Source organism: Marinobacter sp. DUT-1, assembly GCF_050379415.1.
Lineage (GTDB): Bacteria > Pseudomonadota > Gammaproteobacteria > Pseudomonadales > Oleiphilaceae > Marinobacter.
The window spans coordinates 104,856-126,085 of record NZ_JBNRLS010000001.1 but is presented as its reverse complement, the minus strand read 5'-3'; the positions used below and the strand labels follow the sequence as shown (position 1 = coordinate 126,085).

Genomic DNA, 21,230 nt, shown 5'->3' with positions numbered 1-21,230 from the left:
CTCAGCCGGGCGTCCTGGCCAGAGCCCAGATTTCCACTTCCCGTGCACCGGCCTGTTTCAGTTTCAGGGCCAGGGCCCGGGCGGTGGCGCCGGTGGTTACAACGTCATCCACGACCGCGACCCGCGCCGGAGGCGTGCCCCGCACCTCGAAAACATCCCTCAGGTTAGCCAGCCGCTGCGTTCTGTTCAGCTCACGCTGGGACTGCACCTGTTTTACCCGCCGGACCAGGCCGGCACCAACGGGAATTCCGAGTTGCCGTCCCACCCGTTCGGCAATGTCCGTGGCCTGGTTGAACCCCCGTTTCCGACGGCGTTTCGGGTGCATGGGCGCAGGCACCAGCAGGTCAGGTATGCCGGCCGGTTCCTCGGCCAGCTGGTCCGCCAGGAACTGGCCGAAGTCAGCCACCAGGGGCCGGGCGAACTTCCGCTGGCCATGGTACTTGTAGCGGCCAATCATGCCGTCCACCGGAAACTGGTAGCGCCATGGAATCCTCGCGCGCTCGAACGGAGGTGGTTCCTTGCTGCATTCGCCGCAGCGCAGGTTGTCTGCCGCCCAGGGCAGGGGTAGCCCGCAGGTAAAACAGCTCCATCGGTTAACCGGCAGATCCGCACGGCAGGGGGCGCAAAGGCCATGGAAAGCATTGGCAGACAGGCAGGCAACGCAGCGTCCTGCTCTTGCGGAGCTGTTAACCTTTAACTCCTTTAAGGTTGACAGCAGGTTCAGTCCCATTATCATCTGTTTCATCCGTAAACCCAGAGACCGGGAAAGGTTAACAGGACTTGAACATGACCGCGAATGAACTGCGTCACGATTGGACGCTCCAGGAAGCCCGCGCACTTTTCGAACTGCCTTTCAATGACCTGCTGTTCCGTGCCCAGAGTGTGCACCGTCAGCATTTCGATCCGAATGAGGTTCAGGTCAGTACCCTGCTGTCCATCAAGACCGGCGCCTGCCCGGAGGACTGCAAGTACTGCCCCCAGAGCGGTCATTACAACACCGGGCTGGAAAAAGAAAAGCTGCTGGAAATCGAGAAGGTGGTTGCCGAGGCGCAGGCTGCCCGGGAGAAGGGCGCTTCCCGCTTCTGCATGGGCGCCGCGTGGCGCAGTCCGACCAAAAAGGACATGCCCTACGTGCTGGACATGATCAGGCAGGTGAAGTCCCTGGGCCTGGAAACCTGTATGACCCTGGGCATGCTGCAGGAAGAGCAGGCGCAAGAGCTGGCGGATGCCGGTCTGGATTACTACAACCACAACCTCGACACCTCCGAGAAGTTCTACAACCACATCATCACGACCCGTACCTATCAGGATCGCCTGGATACCCTGGATAACGTGCGCAAGGCAGGGATGAAGGTATGCTGCGGGGGCATCATGGGTATGGGCGAGGATGAAGACGATCGGGTCGGTCTTCTGGTTCAGCTCGCTAACCTGCCACAGCATCCGGAGAGTGTGCCGGTGAATATGCTGGTGAAGGTGAAGGGCACGCCGTTGGAGGACGTTGAGGATCTGGATCCGTTCGAGTTTATCCGGATCATTGCGGTGGCGCGGATCATGATGCCGGCTTCCCATGTGCGGCTGTCGGCCGGTCGTGAGCAGATGAACGAGCAGATGCAGGCGCTGTGTTTCATGGCGGGGGCGAACTCGATTTTCTACGGCGAGAAGCTGCTGACCACTTCGAATCCGGAGGCGGATGCGGATATGCAGTTGTTCCGTAAGCTTGGGATTCGGCCTGAGCAGCGGGAGCAGTGTGCGACCGAGGAGCAGGAGGAAGAGGCGATTGCCGAGGCGGTGGAGTATGAGTCGACCCGGCATATGTTTTATGACGCTACTCGGGAGTCTGCCTGAATCAGGCGTTGAGCTTGGGCTTCGGTGCTAGTGAAGGTCGGGACCCTCTTTCCGGGACACGCTACGAGCACATCCATGTGCGCTTGTTTCGGGCCGTCCATGGCCCTCAACAGTCCCGGAAAGAGGGTCCCGACCTTCACCCGAAGTTGGCAGTTAACTTCAACTCGCTAACGGTCTGACAGCGATGCGTAACTTTGCCAAAGAGATTGAAGAGCGGAAACAGGCGGGATTGTACCGTACTCGCCGGCTGGTATCCGGTCCCCAACAACCGGAACTGACAGCCGATGGCAAACCGTTGTTGTCGTTCTGCAGCAATGATTACCTGGGGCTGGCTAACCATCCTGCCAACATCGAAACCCTGAAAAACGCCCTCCCGGAAACCGGCCTCGGCGGCGCCGCCTCCCACCTGATCTGTGGCCATCACGACGCCCACCACCAGTTGGAAGAGCGCCTCGCAAGCTTCACCCGTCGCAGTTCAGCCCTGTTTTTCTCCACCGGCTATATGGCCAACATGGGCGTGATTTCCGCCCTGACAGGCCGGGGCGATACGATTTTCTCGGACCGGTTGAACCACGCCTCGATCATCGATGGCTGCATCCTCAGCCGGGCGCGGATCCGGCGTTATGGGCATGGTGATGTTGCTGCCCTGGAGGCCATGCTGGCGGAGACGAGTGGCCACAAGCTGGTGGTGACCGACGGTGTGTTCAGCATGGACGGGGATGTTGCGCCGCTGCGGGAGTTGGCCCGTGTGTGCCGGGCGCACGACGCTCTGCTGGTGGTTGATGATGCCCATGGCATCGGCGTTCTCGGTCCGGAGGGACGCGGCAGTGTGCTGGATGCCGGACTGACCGAAGAAGACGTGCCGGTTCTGATCGGTACCCTCGGCAAGGCTGTGGGCACCAGTGGCGCGTTTGTGGCCGGTTCGGAGTTGCTGATGGATTATCTGGTCCAGAAAGCCCGGACCTATATCTACACCACCGCGATGCCGCCGGCTGTCGCCATGGCCACGTGCACGAGCATCGATGTCATCGAACGGGGCGATTACCTGCGTTCACACCTGGAAAGCCTGATCGACCGATTCCGGACCGGGGCGAGGGCGCTCGGTTATGAACTGATGGCCTCCCACACCCCGATCCAGCCGATCATGGTCGGCACCAACGAAGCCGCCCTGGCGTTGAGCAAGGCGCTGGAAGACAGGGGGCTGCTGGTAACCGCCATCCGCCCGCCAACGGTTCCCGCCGGCGAGGCGAGGCTGCGGGTTACCCTGAGCGCCGCGCACCGGATGGCGGACGTCGACCGCCTGCTGACGGCACTGGAAGAGTGCCGGTCGCTGATAGATGCCCCGGAGACCGCATGGGCGTAATCCGGACACCGCCAGAGTCACTGGGCCAGCCCGTTCCGGCCGCCAAGAGCGATATCGCCCGGGAATTCGGCAGGGCTTCGACTACCTACGAACAGGCTTCCCGCCTGCAGCGCCGGATGGGAGACGCCATGCTGGCGCGCTTGACCCAGCAAAACGCAGCTCCCCGTACCATTCTTGATCTTGGTTGCGGCACCGGATGGTTTACCCGGGCGCTGCAGAAACGGTTCCCGGAAGCGCAAATTGTCGGCGTGGACCTCTCACCCGGGATGATCGAAAAAGCCAGATCCTCGAGCCCGGAAAGCATCCAATGGCTCACCGCCGACGCCGAATCCTTACCGTTTTCAGCGGACACCTTTGACCTGGTTTTCAGCAACCTGATGATCCAGTGGTGCCAGCACCCAGGAACGGTCCTGGCCCAGTGCCGCCGGCTTCTCCGGCCGGAAGGGCGGTTAGCCATTTCCACCTTGCTGGATGGCACCCTCTGGGAGCTGAAACAGGCCTGGGCTGCTGCCGATCCCGGTCAGCCCCATGTGAACCGATTCGAAAAGCCAGAAGCCTGGCGCGATATCACGAATAATGTTTTACCGGGGGCGGGCCTGGTCACTGAAACCATTCGTTTGCCTTATGGGAGGCCGATGGCGCTGAACCGGGAATTGAAGCTGCTAGGTGCTGGTTTCAAGGGTGAGGGACGGAGGAAGTCAGTTACCGCTCCAGGGCGCTTCAAATTGATGTCCCGGGCTTATCCATCGGAGGACGATGGTTGTATTCTCGCGACCTACGAATCCGCATTTGTTTTTTGGCGAGCTCCGTGACTCTAAAAATTCAGGGGCGATTTAACCACTGAAGTCTGGGTCTGACGCGGGGCAATCACTCCGGGACTGTTGAGGGCCATGGACGGCCCGAAACAAGCGCACATGGGTGAGGCCGAGCGTTTATGAAGCGAAGCTTCATGCGACAGCCGAACGACAGCAATCTGTGATTGCTGGCTGGACCCCGAAGGGGTGCTCGTAGCGTGTCCTGGAAAGAGATTCCACCTCCTGAGCTTCCACCCAAAGTAAAAGTTTAAAGAGAGTTACGCCCAAGATGGCCAAAAAAAGTTATTTCGTAACCGGCACCGACACCGGTGTCGGCAAAACAATGGTCTCCGCTGCCATACTCGAGGCAGCCAAAGCCCAGGGCAAACGCACCCTGGCCATGAAGCCCATCGCCTCCGGCTGCGACCAGACCCCCGAAGGCCTCCGCAACGAAGATGCCCTGATGCTCCAACAGGCCATCACCGAAAAACTCCCCTATGACCAGATCAACCCCATCGCCCTGGAACCGGCCATCGCCCCCCATGTCGCCGCCCAACAGGCCGGCAAAACCGTCACCGCACAGCGCCTGATCGGCTTCTGCCGCGGCCTCCAGATCCAGCCCGCGGACCTGCTGCTCGTCGAAGGCGCCGGTGGCTGGCGCGTGCCCCTGAACGACCGGGAAACCTACGCCGCCATGCCCCGTGAACTGGACATGCCGGTCATCCTCGTCGTCGCCCTCAAACTCGGCTGCATCAACCATGCCCTATTGAGCGCCGAAGCCATACGCTCGGATGGCCTCGCTGTTGCGGGCTGGGTCGCCAACCGCGTCGAAAGCGAGGCCATGGACTGCGAACAGGAAACCCTCAATTACCTGACCACCCATCTCGGCACCCCCTGCCTCGGGGTCCTGCCGTGGCTCGAGCAGCCGGAACCCGCCGCCCTGGCGCGCTACCTCAATATCGGCCCACTTCTTGAACCCTGAACTGACCTGACTGTGTGCCGGCTGCCTCCAAAGCGCCCGGCACCTTCGCCCCCGCATCAGCCCTGAAATACTCGCCGACACCCTTTCCCCGCCACCAGGGCAGGGTGTTTTCCTGTGCCCGGATGGCGGGCCACCCCAGACAAATTTTCCATCCGGCTATTGACAATTCTGTGCCAGTAAACGTATGTTTCAAACAAGTGTTTAATTAAGGCCGCAGCGAGTGTCGTTGTGGTGTCTGAGCAAACCAAGGCCAAAGGCTGTTAACCCTGTTTCAGCTGAGACCGAGAACCGAGGTGGATTCCATGCCTGAATACAAAGCGCCCCTGCGTGACATCAAATTTGTTATGAACGAGCTGCTGGACAGCGAGCAGCATTACGCCAGTCTGGAAGGTGCCGAAGACGCCACTCCCGATATGGTGGACGCCATTATCCAGGAAGGTGCAAAGTTCTGTGAGCAGGTACTGTCTCCGCTGAACCAGGTGGGTGACCGGGAAGGCTGCACCTTGATCGAGGACGGTGTGAAGACACCGACCGGCTTCAAGGAAGCATACCAGCAGTACGTCGAGGGTGGCTGGCCGTCCATGACCGCCGATCCCAACTACGGTGGCCAGGGCCTGCCACATTCACTCGGCCTGGTCATGAGCGAAATGGTTGGTACTTCCAACTGGTCCTGGGGCATGTACCCGGGCCTGAGCCACGGCGCGACCAACACCATTGAAGCCCACGGCACCGAAGAGCAGAAGCAGACCTACCTGACCAAGCTGATCAGCGGCGAGTGGACCGGCACCATGTGCCTGACCGAGCCGCACTGTGGTTCCGACCTGGGTACACTGCGTAGTAAGGCCGAGCCCAACGCCGACGGCACCTACAGTATCACCGGCACCAAGATCTTCATCTCCGCCGGCGAGCACGACATGGCCGAGAACATCGTCCACATCGTTCTGGCCCGCCTGCCTGGCGCACCGGAAGGTACCAAGGGTATCTCCCTGTTCATCGTGCCCAAGCAGCTGCCAAACGAAGACGGCTCCGCCGGTGAACGCAACGCGGTATCCTGTGGCTCCCTCGAGCACAAGATGGGTATCCACGGTAACGCCACCTGTGTCATGAACTTCGACGGCGCCAAGGGCTGGCTGATCGGGCCGGAGAACAAGGGCCTGAACTGCATGTTCACCTTCATGAACACTGCCCGTATCGGTACCGCCATTCAGGGCCTGGGTGCGGCCGAACTGGGCTTCCAGGGTTCCCTGGCGTACGCCAAGGAACGTCTGGCCATGCGCTCACTGAGCGGCCCGAAGAACCCGGAAGGTATCGCTGATCCGATCATCGTACACCCGGACGTACGTCGCATGCTGCTGACCCAGAAGGCCGTGGCCGAGGGTGCCCGTGCCCTGATTTACCTGGCCGGCCAGCAGGTGGACGTGGTTCACAGTGGCAAGAACGAGGAAGAGCGCAAGCAGGCGGACGCGCTGCTGGGCTTCCTGACTCCGATCGCCAAGGCGTTCCTGACCGAGATCGGTTACGAGTCCGCCAACCTGGGTATGCAGGTATTCGGTGGCCATGGCTTCATCTCCGAGTGGGGCATGGAGCAGAACGTGCGTGACTCGCGTATCGGCATGATCTACGAGGGTACCACCGGTATCCAGGCACTGGACCTGCTGGGCCGTAAGGTCCTGATGACCCAGGGCGAATCCCTCAAGGGCTTCACCAAGCTGGTACACGTATTCTGCAAGGAGAACGCGGATAACGAGCAGCTGAAGGAATTCATCGAGCCGCTGGCCGCGATCAACAAGGAGTGGGGCGAGCTGACCACCAAGGTGGGCATGGCCGCCATGAAGAACCGCGAGGAAGTGGGTGCGGCCTCCGTGGACTACCTGATGTACTCCGGTTACGCCGTATTCGCCTACCTGTGGGCCCGTATGGCGAAGGTGGCCCTGGACAAGATGGTTGAGGGTACCACCGAGGAAATGTTCTACAACGCCAAGGTCCAGACAGCGCGCTTCTACTTCAAGCGCATGCTGCCGCGGTCCAGGGCGCACGCTGAAACCATGCTGGCCGGCGCGGATACGCTGCTGGACATGCCGGAAGAAGCTTTCGCCATCTGAGGCGGGCTTCGTTAGCGTTCTGAGCCAGAAAGCCCGTGCTCCCCGGAGGCGGGCTTTTTTCATGTGTTCTGATGGGGTTTCGGGTAAAATACCGGCCCATAACAACATAACTTTCAGCGGACACATAGCCGAGCAGGCTTCGCGGTCAGGAATTTGACCTCCCGCGCCCTGCAAAGACTGACTGGAATCTTGTGGAGAGTTTCAAATGGCTGAATATCAGGCACCGTTACGTGACATTCGCTTCGTGCTGAATGAAGTATTTGATGCGCCTGCGCTTTGGGCATCCCTGCCCAGGGTGGCCGAGAACGTGGACCCCGAAACCGCGGATGCCATCCTCGAGGAGGCCGGCAAGATCGCCGGTGGCGTTCTGGCCCCCCTGAACCGCGAAGCGGATGAGCAGGGCAGCAAATGGGATAACGGCGAAGTGACCGCCCCGGACGGCTTCAAGGAAGCCTACCAGACCATCGTGGAAGGTGGCTGGAACGGTCTGGGTGGTAACCCGGAATTCGGTGGCATGGGTATGCCCAAGACCCTGGTGGCCCAGTTCGAGGAAATGATGCAGGGTGCCAACATGGCCTTTGGTCTGGCCCCGATGCTGACCGCCGGTGCCTGCCTGGCCCTGGATGCCCACGGCAGTCAGGAGCTGAAGGAAAAATACCTGCCCAACATGTATTCCGGTGTCTGGTCCGGTGCCATGGACCTGACCGAGCCTCACGCCGGCACCGACCTGGGCATCATCCGTACCAAGGCCGAGCCCAATGATGATGGCTCGTTCAATGTCACCGGCACCAAGATCTTCATCACCTGGGGCGAGCACGACATGGCGGAGAACATCATCCACCTCGTGCTGGCCAAGCTCCCGGACGCGCCGAAGGGGCCGAAGGGTATTTCCCTGTTCCTGGTGCCCAAGTTCCTGGTGAACGAGGACGGCTCCCTGGGTGAGCGCAACAGCTTCAGCTGTGGCTCCATCGAGAAGAAGATGGGCATCAAGGGCTCCGCCACCTGCGTCATGAACTTCGACGGCGCCAAGGGCTGGCTGGTCGGCGAGGAGAACAAGGGCCTGGCCGCCATGTTCACCATGATGAACTACGAGCGCCTGGGCGTAGGCATCCAGGGTATCGGGGCTGCGGAAGCTTCCCTGCAGAATGCCCGCGAATACGCCCTGGACCGCATCCAGAGCCGTGCCCCGACCGGTGCCCAGCAGCCCGAAAAGGCCGCTGACCCGATCATCGTGCATCCGGACGTGCGCCGCATGCTGCTGACCATGAAGGGCTATGTTGAAGGTGGTCGAGCCTTCTCCACCTATGTGGCCCAGTGGCTGGATATCTCCAAGTACGCGGATGACGACGAGCGTCGCAAGCACGCCGAGGGTATGGTGGCGCTGCTCACACCGGTGGCCAAGGCGTTCCTGACCGACCGCGGTCTCGAGGCCTGTATCCTGGGTCAGCAGGTATTTGGTGGCCACGGTTTCGTCCGTGAGTGGGGCCAGGAACAGCTGGTCCGGGACTGCCGGATTACCCAGATCTACGAGGGTACCAACGGCATCCAGGCGCTGGATCTGATGGGTCGCAAGGTGGTTGGCAGCCAGGGCAAACTGTACGAACTGTTCGCCCAGGACGTGGCCAATTTCCTCGAGGAAAATGCCGACAACGAACACCTGCACCCGTTCCTGGAGCCTCTGGCCGCTGCGGTGGAGCGTCTCGATGACGTGACCGAGCATGTCCTTGGTCAGGCCGGCAACTCGCCGGATGCCGTTGGTGCCGCCTCGGTGGATTACCTGGACCTGTTCGGCCTGACAGCCCTGGGTTACATGTGGGCGAAGATCGTCAAGGCGGCTGCGCCCCAGGCAGCAGGTGACACCTCCGGTTTCTATTCCGGCAAAGTGAAGACTGCGCGCTTCTACTTTGACCGGCTGCTGCCGAAGACGGTCTCCCTGGCGGAAGGCATCCGCAGTGGCAGCGATGCCATGATGGCGCTGACCGCAGAAGAGTTCTGATCGCTGTCTGACGGTCTGGAACGTGAAAGGCAGGTCCGCGGACCTGCCTTTTCTTTTTCCGGGCTGCTGCGCTTCAGGGCAATCTGGTCAGAGCTGTTCCAACTGCTCCGGATTATTTACAAACGGGTTTTCGTTGCCCTGGATTTCCGCGATCCGGCGGTGGCGGGTCAGTTCATTGTCATCCGGTGGATCCTGCCGGTTCCAGCCCTTGAACACCGAGGTGGCACCCAGCCACGGCAGGTCATAGGTGCTGACCATGTAGGCCATGGTCCGCGCCACGTCGCCCTTGACGCGCCCGGGCGGCTCGAAAAACTGGGCACTGGCCCGGATACCACACTCATCGGGCTTGGCAACATCGCCGATGTTGTCGTAGCGAACGTTGCGGCGCTGCATCTCGATCCGGTTACGCACCGGGACCATGTTGTGCAGGTCCGAGGCGATCTGACGGTAGCGGTTGTCCTGCTCGCATTGGCGTGACGTCCCGCAGGAAAGCGCGCTGCGAATGTCCGCCAGGGGATACACATATCCATCCGTCAGCAGGAAACCTTTGCTGGTAAAGGGTGTATCGCAGAAAAAGGATTGCCCGCCATCGGCGTACAGTTTGCCCCAGAACTCGTCCCTGATGACGGTATCCGGGTCACTGAACCGGGTGTTCTGGCCGATAACGGCGGTGGTGGCGATCAGTAGGAGGAAGGCAGCGGAAAGGATCGGAAGCTTTTTCATACCCCATTTATACCTCGCAGTGTCTGGAAGCGCCCTGTCCGTTCAGGCCTGTCATAGGGGACAGGCTGAAGTCACAAAATCTGACGCTTCGTTCACTTCTACCGTGAAGTATGGCACAAAGACCCTCGATACGAGGGTCTTCGGGGCAGGAATTTGCGACCTTGTGACGGGTCGCGGTCGCTTTACTTGAGCTTTTTGCGGATATTCTGGTAGCCGGTCTTCAGGTCTTCGCCGAGTTTTTGCGCAGTTTGGCGGGCTTCCTGGCTGGCGTTCTCGGCATCATGCAGAACCTGATCCATCTTGGTACGGAACCTGTCCCAGTCCTGCTCCAGATCATCCCACTCGTCCTTGACGTCTTCGCGGGCCAGATGGAGCTGAACTCGGGCTTCATCCCGGTACTGTTTGACTTTTTCCGACAGTTTCTTGAGTTCTTCTTGAACACTCATTTCAGGCACCTCCTTGGTTAGATGGTGCGATTACAATGCGCCTGAACCGGAAAAACTGTCAAGTACGGGAATGGCCTGAATATGAACGGATTTCAGTCGATTGACCCAGGTCACGGTTTTGCAGCGAGAAGAGCGGACATATCCCGGAGGTACTGCCAGGGGGAGAGATCATCGAAACCCTTGGCTGCGCGGTCGATCTGGCTGCACAGGCGGGTGGCCTGTTGCAGCTGGCCGGGGCTAAGGCGGCGGGCGGCACGTTCGAGCACCCGTGCACGTTGGGGCTGGAACACGCCCCGCTTCTTCAGGAAGGCCGCCGGGTTCTCACCCTGGCTCGCCGCTGCCCGAAGCTCGGCCACCAGGTTGAGGTCCCGGTTCAGCACGGCCAGCAGGCCCAGCGGATTTTCGCCTTCCTGTTGCAGCACTCCGATCATTTTCCCGGCATGGGGCGCTCTGCCCGCGAGCAACTCCAGCACCAGTTCAAAGCCATTGAAGCGGGAACTGTCCTGAACCGCCTGCTCGATGGTTTCCTCGTCAATGGTGTTGCCATTGGTCAGCAGGGCCAGTCGGTCCAGCTCCTGGCTGGCGGCCAGCAGGTTGCCTTCCAGTCGTTCCGCAAGCATGGCCAGCGCACCCCGGGTCAGATGCAGCCCCTGACGGTTGGCACGCTGCTGTAGCCAGCTTTCAAACTTGTCGGCGTCCACCGGCCAGACCGGGACGTGAACGCCCTTGCCCTGCAGCTCCTTGTACCATTTACGCCGGGTCTCGGCGGCATCAAGGCGGGTGCTGATCAGCAGCAGAATGATGTCTTCGGGAGGCTGCTGGAGTACCTGTTCCAGCACCGAGCGGCCATCGCCGAGTTTGCCCGTGGGCAGGTGGATCTCGATCCGTCGCTTTTCGGCAAACAGGGACATGGCATTGAACTCTTCCGCCACCGTGCTCCAGTTCAGCTGCTGGTCGGCATGGAAGGTCAAACGGTCATGAAAACCCGTTTCCCGTGCCGCCTTGCGGATCTGGTCGCAGCATTCCTGCACCAGCAGGGGCTCATCCCCGGAAACCAGGTACACCGGGGCCAGACCTTTCTTGAGCAGTTGAGGGAGCTGGGCCGGTTGGGTCTTCATGGCTGATCGGCGTCGGGTTCTACCGGTGGATTGCTGGCCCGATAGTCCTCGCGGATCGACTGGATCCGGGCTTCCGTCATGGGTGCCAGGCGGAACAGGATCTGCTGGGCCAGCCGGTCGTTCATGCGCTGTTCCAGCTCGTCCTGTTCCCGTTGCTTGGCCAGGATATTGGTTTCATCGTACCGGTAGCTCTCCCGGGCACTCAGCTCGGTGTCCGCGATCAGCGGGATCCGGTCATCGGTGATCAGCTCGATGCGGACAGTCTGGGTCAGGGTATATTCGGCAGCGGCCGCCCGGACGGTAATGGCCGAGGCCCGGCGATCCTGGGAGTAGGACTTCAGACCAAGGACAAAGGCGGCGTTCGCTGCGTCTGCGGTTTCAAGCCCACCCAGTTCCAGTTGCTCCTTTACGGACAGGCACAGCGTGTCCGGGATCTGCGAACCGCAGTTCACGGCCAGCGGTTGTAATGCCGCCGGCACCGGCGAGGTACCCCGCAACTGAAAGCCGCAGCCGGTCAGCACCGCGGCCAGCGCCAGAGCGGTAGCCCGAACAGTCACGGTTTCCAGGGCAGGGCGGAAAGGCATATCAGTTGGCCACCACGTTCACCAGCTTGCCGGGGACCACGATGACCTTGCGGACGGTCTTGCCCTCGGTAAAGCGCATGACGTTTTCGTTCTCCAGCGCCAGCTTCTCCAGATCCGGCTTGGCAATATCTGCCGGAACGTCTTCCTTGGCCCGTACCTTACCGTTGACCTGCAGCACAACCTGGATCTGGCTGCGTACCATCGCCTTTTCATCCGCTTCCGGCCAGGAAGCCTCGACCACCGGCTCCTCGTGACCCAGACTCTGCCAGAGCTGATGGCAGATGTGGGGGACGATCGGTGACAGGACCAGTACCGCGGTGTTCAGAGCCTCCTGGCGAACGGCGCGGCTCTGGGGCTCATCATCCCCCAGTTTGCCAACCTCATTCAGCAACTCCATCACGGCGGCGATGGCGGTGTTGAAGGTCAGCCTGCGACTGATGTCGTCACTGACCTTGGCAATGGTTTCGTGGGTCTTGCGGCGCAGATCCTTCTGGGCGTCGTTCAGTGTTGCCACGTCCACCGCCGGAGCCGGGCCGCTGGCCGCATGCTCATTCACCATCCGCCACAGGCGCTTCAGGAACCGGTGGGCACCCTCGACGCCGCTGTCGGACCACTCCAGGGACTGCTCCGGCGGGGCTGCGAACATCATGAACAGGCGCACGGTGTCGGCGCCAAATTCGTCGATGATGGCCTGCGGGTCGATGCCGTTGTTCTTGGACTTGGACATCTTGGTGACACCACCGATCTCCACCGGCTCACCGTCGGAAGCGAGCACCGCCCGGACCACCTGTCCCTTCGTGTCCCGCTCGACGGTGACATCCGCCGGATTGAACCAGGTCTTGCCACCGTTCTCGTCGTTACGGTAATAGGTCTCGGCCAGCACCATGCCCTGGGTCAGTAGGCGCTTGAACGGCTCGGAGCTGTCCACCAGCCCGACATCCCGCAGCAGCTTGTGGAAGAAGCGGGCATAGAGCAGGTGCAGAATGGCGTGCTCGATACCACCAATGTACTGGTCAACCGGCAGCCAGTAATTGGCGGCCGCCGGGTCCAGCATGCCCTTGTCGTAGTTGGGGCTGCAGAACCGGGCGTAATACCAGGACGACTCCATGAAGGTGTCGAAGGTATCGGTTTCCAGGGTGGCCGGCTGGCCGTTGTATTCGGTCTTGCACCATTCCGGATCGGCCTTGATCGGGGACTGGACGCCGTCCATCTCCACGTCTTCCGGCAGGCGAACCGGCAGCCGGTCATCGGGCACCGGCATTTCGGTGCCGTCTTCCAGAGTCATCATCGGAATCGGCGCGCCCCAGTAACGCTGGCGGGAGACGCCCCAGTCACGCAGGCGGTAGTTGACGGTGCGCTTGCCGATGCCGTTGTCTTCCAGGTACTTCGCGATCTCGTCGAAGGCCTCCTCGCTGGTCAGCCCGCTGTACTTGCCGGAAGACACCAGAGTGCCCTTCTCGGTAAAGGCCGTTTCCTGGACATCGATCTCGCGACCATCCCGGGCAGCAATGACCTGCTTGATCGGCAGACGGTATTTCAGGGCAAATTCGTGGTCCCGTTCATCATGACCTGGTACAGCCATCAGGGCGCCGGTACCGTAGTCCATCAGCACGAAGTTGGCGATCCAGACCGGGATTTCTTCCTGGGTCAGCGGATGAACGGCCTTGAAGCCGGTATCGATACCTTTCTTCTCCATGGTGGCCAGCTCGGCCTCGGCCACCTTGCTGTTACGGCACTCATCCACGAATTCGGCGACATCACGGTGACGCTCCGCGGCTTCCTTCGCCAGCGGATGCTCGGCGGCAACGGCCATGTAACTCACGCCCATCAGGGTGTCCGGACGGGTGGTATAGACCGTCAGGCCTTCATCACGATCCTTCAGCGGGAAGCTCAGCTCGGTACCTTCGGACTTTCCGATCCAGTTCCGCTGCATGGTCTTGACCTGCTCGGGCCAGCCATCCATATCTTCGAGATCGTTCAGCAGTTCCTCGGCATAATCGGTAATACGGATGAACCACTGGGGAATCTTCTTCTGCTCAACCAGGGCACCGGAGCGCCAGCCCCGGCCGTCAACCACCTGCTCGTTGGCCAGCACGGTCTGGTCCACCGGATCCCAGTTCACGGTGGACATCTTCTTGTACACCAGGCCCTTTTCATACAGGCGGGCAAAGAACCACTGCTCCCAGCGGTAGTAATCCGGATCACAGGTCGCCAGCTCCCGGCTCCAGTCATACCCGAAGCCCAGCTGCTTGAGCTGTTTCTTCATGTAGTCGATATTGGAGCGGGTCCACTTGGCCGGCGCGGTCTTGTTGGCAATGGCGGCATTCTCGGCGGGCAGGCCGAAGGCGTCCCAGCCCATGGGCTGCATGACGTTCTTGCCCTGCATGCGCTGGTAACGGGAAATCACGTCGCCGATGGTGTAGTTGCGGACGTGGCCCATGTGCAGCTTGCCGCTGGGGTAGGGGAACATGGAGAGGCAGTAGTACTTGGGCTTGCCCGGCTCTTCCTTCACCTTGAAGGTTTCGTTCTTCTCCCAGAATTCGCGGGCGGTCTGTTCTACTTCACGTGGGTTATATTGCTCGTCCATTCCTGCCATTACCAAAATTACCCTGTGTTCAGATAGAGGTTCGAAGGGGCCGAACATTCTAACGCACACGGGGCTTAACAGGTAGTCTGCCAATTTTTCTTTCCTGTGCCAGACTTACAGGAACAGGACATGTGTTGGCGAAAGGAGCCGATATGACAGAACCGGAACGCAACCACCTATCAGGCAAGGCCCTTGAGGTCTATGACCGGATGCTCGAGCGGGTGCAGACCCGCATGAAGGAACTCCAGGAAACGTCCCTGGAAACCCTGGAGGAGGAGATCCAGAAAGCCGTTGAATTCGAGTACGAGCTGGAAGAAATGACCCGGGAAGAGGCCGACCTGTTGGGAGCCTACCTGGAGCGGGACCTGAAACACCTGATGCACTTCGTGGACGAGACCGGTGAAGGGCTGAAGGAGTGGTTGCAGCTGGACATCTCCCTGCTGGAGCATCAACTGGCAGACAACTTGCTGTCGGTGGCGGATCAGACCCTGGTGGATACCCTGGAGCTGAAGCAGAAGCTGGAAAACGATGACGCCGGCCACTACATCTCCGGCGAAGTCGCCACCGCCGGCATGTTCCGGTGCCTGAACTGCAGCCACATGCGCTGCCTGACCGCCACCAGCCACCTGGAGCCGTGCGAGGCCTGTGGTTCGCATTACTACGAGCGGGTGACCAGTCGGTGGCCGCAAAAGGCGGAGTAGGGGGTCCAGGACGGAGTCAGAAGTAACTCAGGGGTCTGATTGGCTGAGGGGTCTGATGAAAGCTTTCATCTGACCCCATCTTGATGTCTAACTCGGGGTCAGAAGAACAAGTTCTTCAGACCCCTGTGCCACGTCTAACTCAGGGGTCTGATGAAAGCTTTCATCTGACCCCATTCTGGCTTCCAACTCGGGGTCAGAAGAACAAGTTCTTCAGACCCCTGTGCCACAGCCCCATCTTTATCCCTGGCTCTTGGGAATCACCCGCTCCCGCACAAACACAATCAGAATCGCCGCCAATGTCAGCACCGGCCATGACCCCGTCTGCATATACGGCGTACTCCCGGTCGCGGTAAACACCTCGCCGGTCAGCGTTGCCCGCTCGAACTGCGGAATCCGCTCGGTGATCTGCCCCTTCTCATTGATGATCGCCGTCACCCCGTTGTTGGTGCCGCGCAGCATGTAGCGGCCGGTTTCCAGGGCGCGCATGCGGGCGATCTGGAGGTGTTGCAGGGGGCCGATGGAATCGCCGAACCAGCCGTCGTTACTGATGGTCAGCAGCAGGCCCGCGCCGCGGCTGTTAAAGGCGACGAAATCCGGGTAGGCGACTTCATAGCAGATGAAGGGCATCACATTGATGCCGTTGGCCGTCAGTGGCTCCTGCCATTCGGGGCCCTTGCTGAAACTGCTCATGGGCAGGTCGAAGAAGCCGATCAGACCACGGAGCACACTCTGCAGCGGCACATACTCGCCAAAGGGCACCAGCTTCTGCTTGTGGTACATGCCACCACCGTTGCCGATGGCCATGATGCTGTTGTGGTAGGTGAAGTCCTCGATCCGGTCACTGAATCCGTACCAGGGAATGCCGGTGATCAGGGTGCTGTTTTCTCCCAGTTCCCCATCAATATGCTCGATGATCTTGCCGGCCTGGTCCTGGGTGATCGGGATTGCGGTCTCCGGCCAGAGAATCAGGTCCGTGTCCCAGTGATCTTCGGTCAGGGTCAGGTAGGTAACGATCTGGTCCCGGAGGAAGTCCGGGTCCCATTTCACCTGTTGGGGAATGTTCCCCTGCATGGCGGCGAAGGTGGTGGGTTGCTCGCTGACCTCGGTCCAGTCAATCCGGTTCATGGCCGGCGCGGCGATCCAGGGAATCAGGGCAAGGCCCAGCACCGCTCCGGATGCTATCCGACGCTGACGCAGGAACAGCCAGCCGGCGGCATAGGCCGCAACGCCGGTGACCGTCACCCAGAAGGTTACCCCGTGCACGCCGGTCAGAGGCGCCAGCCCGGCGAGGGGGCCATCGGTATGGGCGGTGCCCAGGTACAGCCAGGGAAAGCCAGTCAGCAGCCAGCCACGCAGCCAATCGCCAAGAATCCAGATAGCCGGGAACAGAATCAGGCGGCGTACTGCGCTCTCTTTGGCCAGCTTGCCCCAGAACCAGAATGCCAGGGCGTGGAACAGGGCCAGCCCCATGACAAACAGCACGGTGAGCACGATGGCGATCGGTATTGAGGTGTTGCCGTGCTCACTGATGCTGATGTAGACCCAGCTGGCCCCGGTGGCAAACAGGCCCAGGCCGGTAAGCCAGCCGGCCCGGAATAGCTGGCCCGGGGCGGCGGGAATGGTGACCAGCAGGATCAGGAATACCGATACGGGCCCTAACCACCACAGATTGAAGGGGGCGAAGGTCAGGGTCTGGAGCGCACCTGCCGCTATGAGGGTCAGGGCGCCCAGCCAGGGGATTCCGTTCAGCGGGGTTTTCAGGATGGCGGGGGTGGCGTTACTGCTCACTTCGGTTTACCTGCAACAGACGAATGACACGGTTATCGGCGTTGGCAATAGTAAACTGCAAGCCACCGAATTCAACCGTTTCACCGCGCCTGGGCAGGTGACCGAATTCTTTCAGAACCACGCCACCGATGGTGTCGAACTCTTCCTCGTCCAGTTCGGTCTGGAAAAATTCGTTAAAATCGTCCACGGGCGTAACCGCCTTGACCGCAAAGGAACCATCGCCCCGGGCCTTGATGTTGGTCTCTTCATCGAAGTCGTGCTCATCCTCGATCTCGCCAACAATCTGCTCCAACACGTCCTCGATGGTGATCAGGCCGGCGGTGCCGCCGTACTCGTCCACCACGATGGCCATGTGGTTGCGGTTCTCCTTGAACTCCTTGAGCAGCTGATTCAGACGCTTGCTCTCGGGCACGAAGTTGGGCGGGCGCAGGATTTCCCGGATGCGGTTCCAGTTCAGCTCATTGTTCATGGCCAGGGGCAGAAGGTCCTTGGCCAGCAGGATGCCGATCACATCATCCTGGCTGTCGCCAATGACGGGGAAGCGGCTGTGGGCAGAAGAAATGATTTCACCCAGGAATTCCTTTGGGTCCTGGGAAGCTTTCACGGTGACCATCTGGGAGCGGGGGATCATGATTTCATCGACCCGCATGTCGATCACCTGCATGGCACCTTCGATGATGCTCATGGCATCGACATCGATGATGTTCTGGGACTCCGCGTCCCGCAGGATTTCCAGCACGTCCTCGACGGACTCAGGCCCGCTGGAGAAGGCCTGTGATATACGCTCCAGCCAGGACTTGTTGCCCTGGCTGCGACTCGACTGATCGTCGCTCATGAGTCTTGTTCCGTTTCCTCTGCTTCGTAGGGGTTATCGTATCCGAGCTGTTGCAGCAGCCGGATCTCGAGGCCTTCCATGACCTCGGCGTCTTCATCTTCGATATGATCGTAGCCCTGCAGGTGCAACATGCCGTGCACCACCATATGGGCCCAGTGCGCTTCGATCGTTTTATGCTGTTCGCCGGCCTCTTTTTCAACAACCGGGGCACAAATAACGAGATCTCCCGCCAATGGGACCGTTATACCCGCTGGCGCCTCAAATGGGAAGGACAATACATTGGTCGGTTTGTCCTTGCCACGGTACTCGTGATTCAGCTCCTGGCTCTCGAGGGCACCAACAATACGGATGGTCACCTCGGACGGATTATCGCCCAGCCAGGCCGCCTGTGCCCATTTTTGGAACAGGGCCTCGTCGGGCACACCCTCGCCGTCATAAACGTTCTGGAAATCAACCGTCAGCTCGCTCACTGGCCTGTGGCACTCCCGTCATCAAAGGAATCGTAGGCCTCGACAATCCGCTGCACCAACGGGTGACGCACCACGTCTTTGGCATTAAAGCGGGTAAAACCGATACCGGACACCTTGCTCAGCACATTGGCCGCATGAATCAGGCCGGAATTCTGCCCGCGGGGCAGATCCACCTGGGTGGTGTCGCCGGTAATCACGGCGGTTGAGCCGAAGCCGATCCGGGTCAGGAACATCTTCATCTGCTCCCGGGTGGTGTTCTGACTCTCATCCAGGATGATGAACGAGTTGTTCAGGGTCCGGCCCCGCATGAACGCCAGCGGCGCGATCTCGATGACGCTTTTTTCGATCAGGCGGGTGACCTGGTCAAAGCCGAGCATTTCATAGAGGGCGTCGTACAGCGGACGCAGGTAAGGGTCCACCTTCTGGGCCAGGTCCCCGGGCAGGAACCCCAGCTTCTCGCCGGCCTCAACCGCAGGACGCACCAGCAGAATGCGCTTGACCTGTTCGTCTTTCAGCGCTTCCACCGCACAGGCCACCGCCAGCCAGGTCTTGCCGGTACCGGCCGGGCCGATACCGAAGTTGATATCGTGGGTACGGATATTGTGCACGTACTTCTGCTGGTTCCGCCCCCGGGGCTTGGCCGTCATCTTCGGCGTCTTGATGACCGTGACCTGGCCTTCGTCATACGGCACGTCATCGGGGAGACGCTCGATGCCGGTCTCCCGGATGAACAGGTGCACGGTATCCGGTGGAATATCGTCGGTGGCCTCGGTTTCCCGATACAGGTGGCGGATGACTTCCACCGCGGCGGCGACATGCTCGGTCTCGCCCTCGACGCGGAAATGGTGGCCCCGGCGGCCGACTGTCACCTCAAGGCGTTTCTCGATCATCTTGAGATGTTCGTCGAACTGGCCGCACAGGGTGGCCAGGCGGCGCTGGTCTACCGGGTGCAGGTCGAATTGTCTTGTGTCGTGTGTGTTCAATCTTGCTCCGTATTGGTTTACTCCCCTGGTTTCTTGGGAGTCAGCTGTTCTGGATTTTGGAGTCAGGCCAGGTGCGGGGCCCCTTCCACAGACACGCTACGAGCACGTCCATGTGCGCTTGTTTCGGGCCGTCCTTGGCCCTCAACAGTCTGTGGAAGGAGCCCCGCACCCGGCCGATCTTAATATTTGCAGGCCCGTTAGTTTAAAAACAAGTGGCTTGGGAGTGTTGATCTAAGATGGGGTCAGATGAAAGCTTTCATCTGACCCCTGTTTCACAATATCCGACCCCGACGGACGGCTTGTTCAGTTCATACCGCCCCGGACTATATCTGTGATGCTGGAAGGAGGCTGGTTGGAAGGGCTTCCCAAAAATGTGCGGAGCCATGGATGGCGGAGCCCAAGCGTCACAGGGACGTGCCGAAGGAGCGTTTTTTGGGAAGCCCTTCCAACCAGCCTCCCAACTCCAAGCCTCACACGGATAGGGCGAAAGTCTTAATGCAACTCCGAGTTCACCGGCACACCCCGCAGAGAATTGGGATAAGCCTCCACTATCTCGACGTCAATAAAGTGCCCAACCACTTCCGGATTCTCGTGCCGGAAGTTCACGATCCGGTTGTTTTCCGTGCGCCCCGCATACTCCCCGGGATCTTTCTTGGACAGGCCGGTCACCAGGATCCGTTGGGTGGTGCCCACCATCTTGCGGCTGATATCCATCACATTCTGGTTCAGGCGATCCTGCAGGATGCTCAGGCGCTGCTTCTTGACCTCCATCGGCGTATCGTCCGGCAGATCCGACGCCGGCGTGCCCGGGCGGGCGCTGTAGACAAAGCTGAAGGACATGTCGAAGCCGATGTCATTGATCAGCTTCATGGTGTCTTCAAAGTCCTTCTCGGTTTCGCCCGGGAAGCCGATAATGAAATCGGACGAGAAGCTGATGTCTGGCCGGATCTTGCGCAGGCGGCGGAGCTTGGATTTGTACTCCAGGGCCGTATGGCCGCGCTTCATGGCTGCCAGGATGCGGTCGGAACCGCTCTGGACCGGCAGGTGCAGGTGGCTGACCAGCTCGGGAACTCTCTCGTAGACGTCGATCAGGGCATCCGAGAATTCCACCGGGTGGGAGGTGGTGTAACGGATGCGGTCGATGCCGTCGATGGTAGCGATCAGTTCGATCAGCTCGGCCAGGTCCATGACGTCGCCGTCGTGGGTCTCACCTCGATAGGCGTTGACGTTCTGACCAAGCAGATTCACTTCCCGAACGCCCTGGCCCGCCAGGTGAGCGACTTCGGCGATCACGTCATCGACCGGACGGCTGACTTCTTCGCCGCGGGTATAGGGCACGACGCAGAAGGTGCAGTATTTGCTGCAGCCCTCCATGATGGATACAAATGCGGACGGGCCGTTGGCGCCTGGCTCCGGGAGATTGTCGAATTTCTCGATTTCGGGAAAGCTGACGTCCACCACGCCGACGCCGTTTCCCTTGGTTTTGATCTCGGTGATCATGTCCGGCAGGCGGTGCAGGGTCTGGGGGCCGAAGACCATGTCGACGTAGGGAGCCCGGTCGATGATGGCCTGGCCTTCCTGGCTGGCGACGCAGCCACCAACGCCGATAATCAGGTCCGGCTTTTTGCTCTTCAGGCTTTTCCAGCGGCCCAGCTGGTGGAACACCTTCTCCTGGGCTTTTTCCCGGATGGAGCAGGTGTTCAGCAGCAGGATGTCGGCGTCGTCCGGTGAATCGGTCATTTCGACGGTTTCGCCGGTTTTGAGCAGATCGGCCATGCGGGCAGAGTCGTACTCGTTCATCTGACAGCCGTGGGTTTTGATGTACAGCTTTTTGGCCATGGTTCTCACGTGATCTGGTGGATGTTGCGCCGGGACTGGTGGTTTGTGCGGGGCGCTAGCAAAAAGGAACTGGG

At 60.4% G+C, this 21,230-nt stretch carries 18 protein-coding genes; 7 read left to right on the top strand and 11 right to left on the bottom strand.

Features of this window, described 5'->3' with window-relative positions; translation table 11 throughout:
* Nucleotide 1: 1 nt before the first annotated feature.
* Nucleotides 2-745, bottom strand: coding sequence for a ComF family protein (locus tag ACQUTG_RS00560; protein WP_428917542.1), 744 nt, complete (start codon nt 743-745; stop codon nt 2-4).
* A gap of 41 nt (nt 746-786) precedes the next feature.
* Here ACQUTG_RS00560 and bioB point away from each other — a divergent pair, with 41 nt between their 5' ends.
* From bioB to ACQUTG_RS00530, 6 genes are all read left to right on the top strand, one after another.
* A complete protein-coding gene (bioB, locus tag ACQUTG_RS00555; RefSeq protein ID WP_428917541.1) occupies nt 787-1,845 on the top strand; it encodes a biotin synthase BioB in 1,059 nt (352 codons plus the stop codon).
* A gap of 184 nt (nt 1,846-2,029) precedes the next feature.
* Nucleotides 2,030-3,208, top strand: a complete 1,179-nt coding sequence (bioF, locus tag ACQUTG_RS00550; RefSeq protein ID WP_428917540.1) for an 8-amino-7-oxononanoate synthase — start codon at nt 2,030-2,032, stop codon at nt 3,206-3,208.
* Nucleotides 3,199-4,020 carry a malonyl-ACP O-methyltransferase BioC gene (gene bioC, locus ACQUTG_RS00545; RefSeq protein ID WP_428917539.1) on the top strand — a complete coding sequence of 274 codons (822 nt, stop codon included), beginning with the start codon at nt 3,199-3,201 and terminating at the stop codon, nt 4,018-4,020. Before bioF ends, bioC begins: the two co-directional genes overlap by 10 nt.
* 271 nt (nt 4,021-4,291) lie before the next feature.
* On the top strand, nt 4,292-4,984 hold the full coding sequence (gene bioD / locus ACQUTG_RS00540) for a dethiobiotin synthase (RefSeq protein WP_428917538.1): 693 nt from the start codon (nt 4,292-4,294) through the stop codon (nt 4,982-4,984).
* 302 nt (nt 4,985-5,286) lie between these two features.
* Entirely contained in the window at nt 5,287-7,086 is a 1,800-nt protein-coding gene (locus ACQUTG_RS00535; RefSeq protein ID WP_428917537.1) for an acyl-CoA dehydrogenase C-terminal domain-containing protein, read from the top strand.
* A 205-nt stretch (nt 7,087-7,291) separates the two neighbouring features.
* Nucleotides 7,292-9,082 carry an acyl-CoA dehydrogenase C-terminal domain-containing protein gene (locus tag ACQUTG_RS00530; protein WP_428917536.1) on the top strand — a complete coding sequence of 597 codons (1,791 nt, stop codon included), beginning with the start codon at nt 7,292-7,294 and terminating at the stop codon, nt 9,080-9,082.
* An 87-nt stretch (nt 9,083-9,169) separates the two neighbouring features.
* Here the strand turns inward: ACQUTG_RS00530 and ACQUTG_RS00525 are convergent, their stop codons facing one another.
* The 5 genes from ACQUTG_RS00525 to leuS form a co-directional block, all read right to left on the bottom strand.
* Nucleotides 9,170-9,805: an endonuclease gene (locus ACQUTG_RS00525; protein ID WP_428917535.1), complete on the bottom strand. Its 636-nt coding sequence runs from the start codon at nt 9,803-9,805 to the stop codon at nt 9,170-9,172.
* Between the two features lie 182 nt (nt 9,806-9,987).
* Nucleotides 9,988-10,251 carry a hypothetical protein gene (locus ACQUTG_RS00520; RefSeq protein WP_428917534.1) on the bottom strand — a complete coding sequence of 88 codons (264 nt, stop codon included), beginning with the start codon at nt 10,249-10,251 and terminating at the stop codon, nt 9,988-9,990.
* A 110-nt stretch (nt 10,252-10,361) separates the two neighbouring features.
* Nucleotides 10,362-11,369: a DNA polymerase III subunit delta gene (holA, locus tag ACQUTG_RS00515; RefSeq protein WP_428917533.1), complete on the bottom strand. Its 1,008-nt coding sequence runs from the start codon at nt 11,367-11,369 to the stop codon at nt 10,362-10,364.
* On the bottom strand, nt 11,366-11,953 hold the full coding sequence (gene lptE, locus ACQUTG_RS00510) for an LPS assembly lipoprotein LptE (RefSeq protein ID WP_428917532.1): 588 nt from the start codon (nt 11,951-11,953) through the stop codon (nt 11,366-11,368). Before lptE ends, holA begins: the two co-directional genes overlap by 4 nt.
* Before the next feature lies 1 nt (nt 11,954).
* Nucleotides 11,955-14,540 (bottom strand): leucine--tRNA ligase, encoded by a 2,586-nt coding sequence (gene leuS / locus ACQUTG_RS00505; protein WP_428918433.1) that lies wholly within the window; start codon nt 14,538-14,540, stop codon nt 11,955-11,957.
* A gap of 152 nt (nt 14,541-14,692) precedes the next feature.
* Between leuS and ACQUTG_RS00500 the strand changes: the two genes are divergently transcribed.
* The gene (locus ACQUTG_RS00500; protein WP_428917531.1) at nt 14,693-15,241 is read left to right on the top strand and encodes a zinc ribbon-containing protein; all 549 of its coding nucleotides are present in this window, start codon (nt 14,693-14,695) and stop codon (nt 15,239-15,241) included.
* 237 nt (nt 15,242-15,478) lie between these two features.
* Here ACQUTG_RS00500 and lnt read toward each other — a convergent pair whose 3' ends face one another.
* The 5 genes from lnt to miaB form a co-directional block, all read right to left on the bottom strand.
* Nucleotides 15,479-17,029 carry an apolipoprotein N-acyltransferase gene (lnt, locus tag ACQUTG_RS00495; protein ID WP_428917530.1) on the bottom strand — a complete coding sequence of 517 codons (1,551 nt, stop codon included), beginning with the start codon at nt 17,027-17,029 and terminating at the stop codon, nt 15,479-15,481.
* Entirely contained in the window at nt 17,019-17,864 is an 846-nt protein-coding gene (locus ACQUTG_RS00490) for an HlyC/CorC family transporter (protein ID WP_428917529.1), read from the bottom strand. Before ACQUTG_RS00490 ends, lnt begins: the two co-directional genes overlap by 11 nt.
* Nucleotides 17,861-18,334, bottom strand: a complete 474-nt coding sequence (gene ybeY / locus ACQUTG_RS00485) for an rRNA maturation RNase YbeY (RefSeq protein ID WP_428917528.1) — start codon at nt 18,332-18,334, stop codon at nt 17,861-17,863. The genes ACQUTG_RS00490 and ybeY overlap by 4 nt, the downstream gene beginning before the upstream one ends.
* Nucleotides 18,331-19,317, bottom strand: a complete 987-nt coding sequence (locus ACQUTG_RS00480; protein WP_428917527.1) for a PhoH family protein — start codon at nt 19,315-19,317, stop codon at nt 18,331-18,333. The genes ybeY and ACQUTG_RS00480 overlap by 4 nt, the downstream gene beginning before the upstream one ends.
* Nucleotides 19,318-19,809: 492 nt before the next feature.
* Nucleotides 19,810-21,156: a tRNA (N6-isopentenyl adenosine(37)-C2)-methylthiotransferase MiaB gene (miaB, locus tag ACQUTG_RS00475; RefSeq protein WP_428917526.1), complete on the bottom strand. Its 1,347-nt coding sequence runs from the start codon at nt 21,154-21,156 to the stop codon at nt 19,810-19,812.
* Nucleotides 21,157-21,230: the final 74 nt, after the last annotated feature.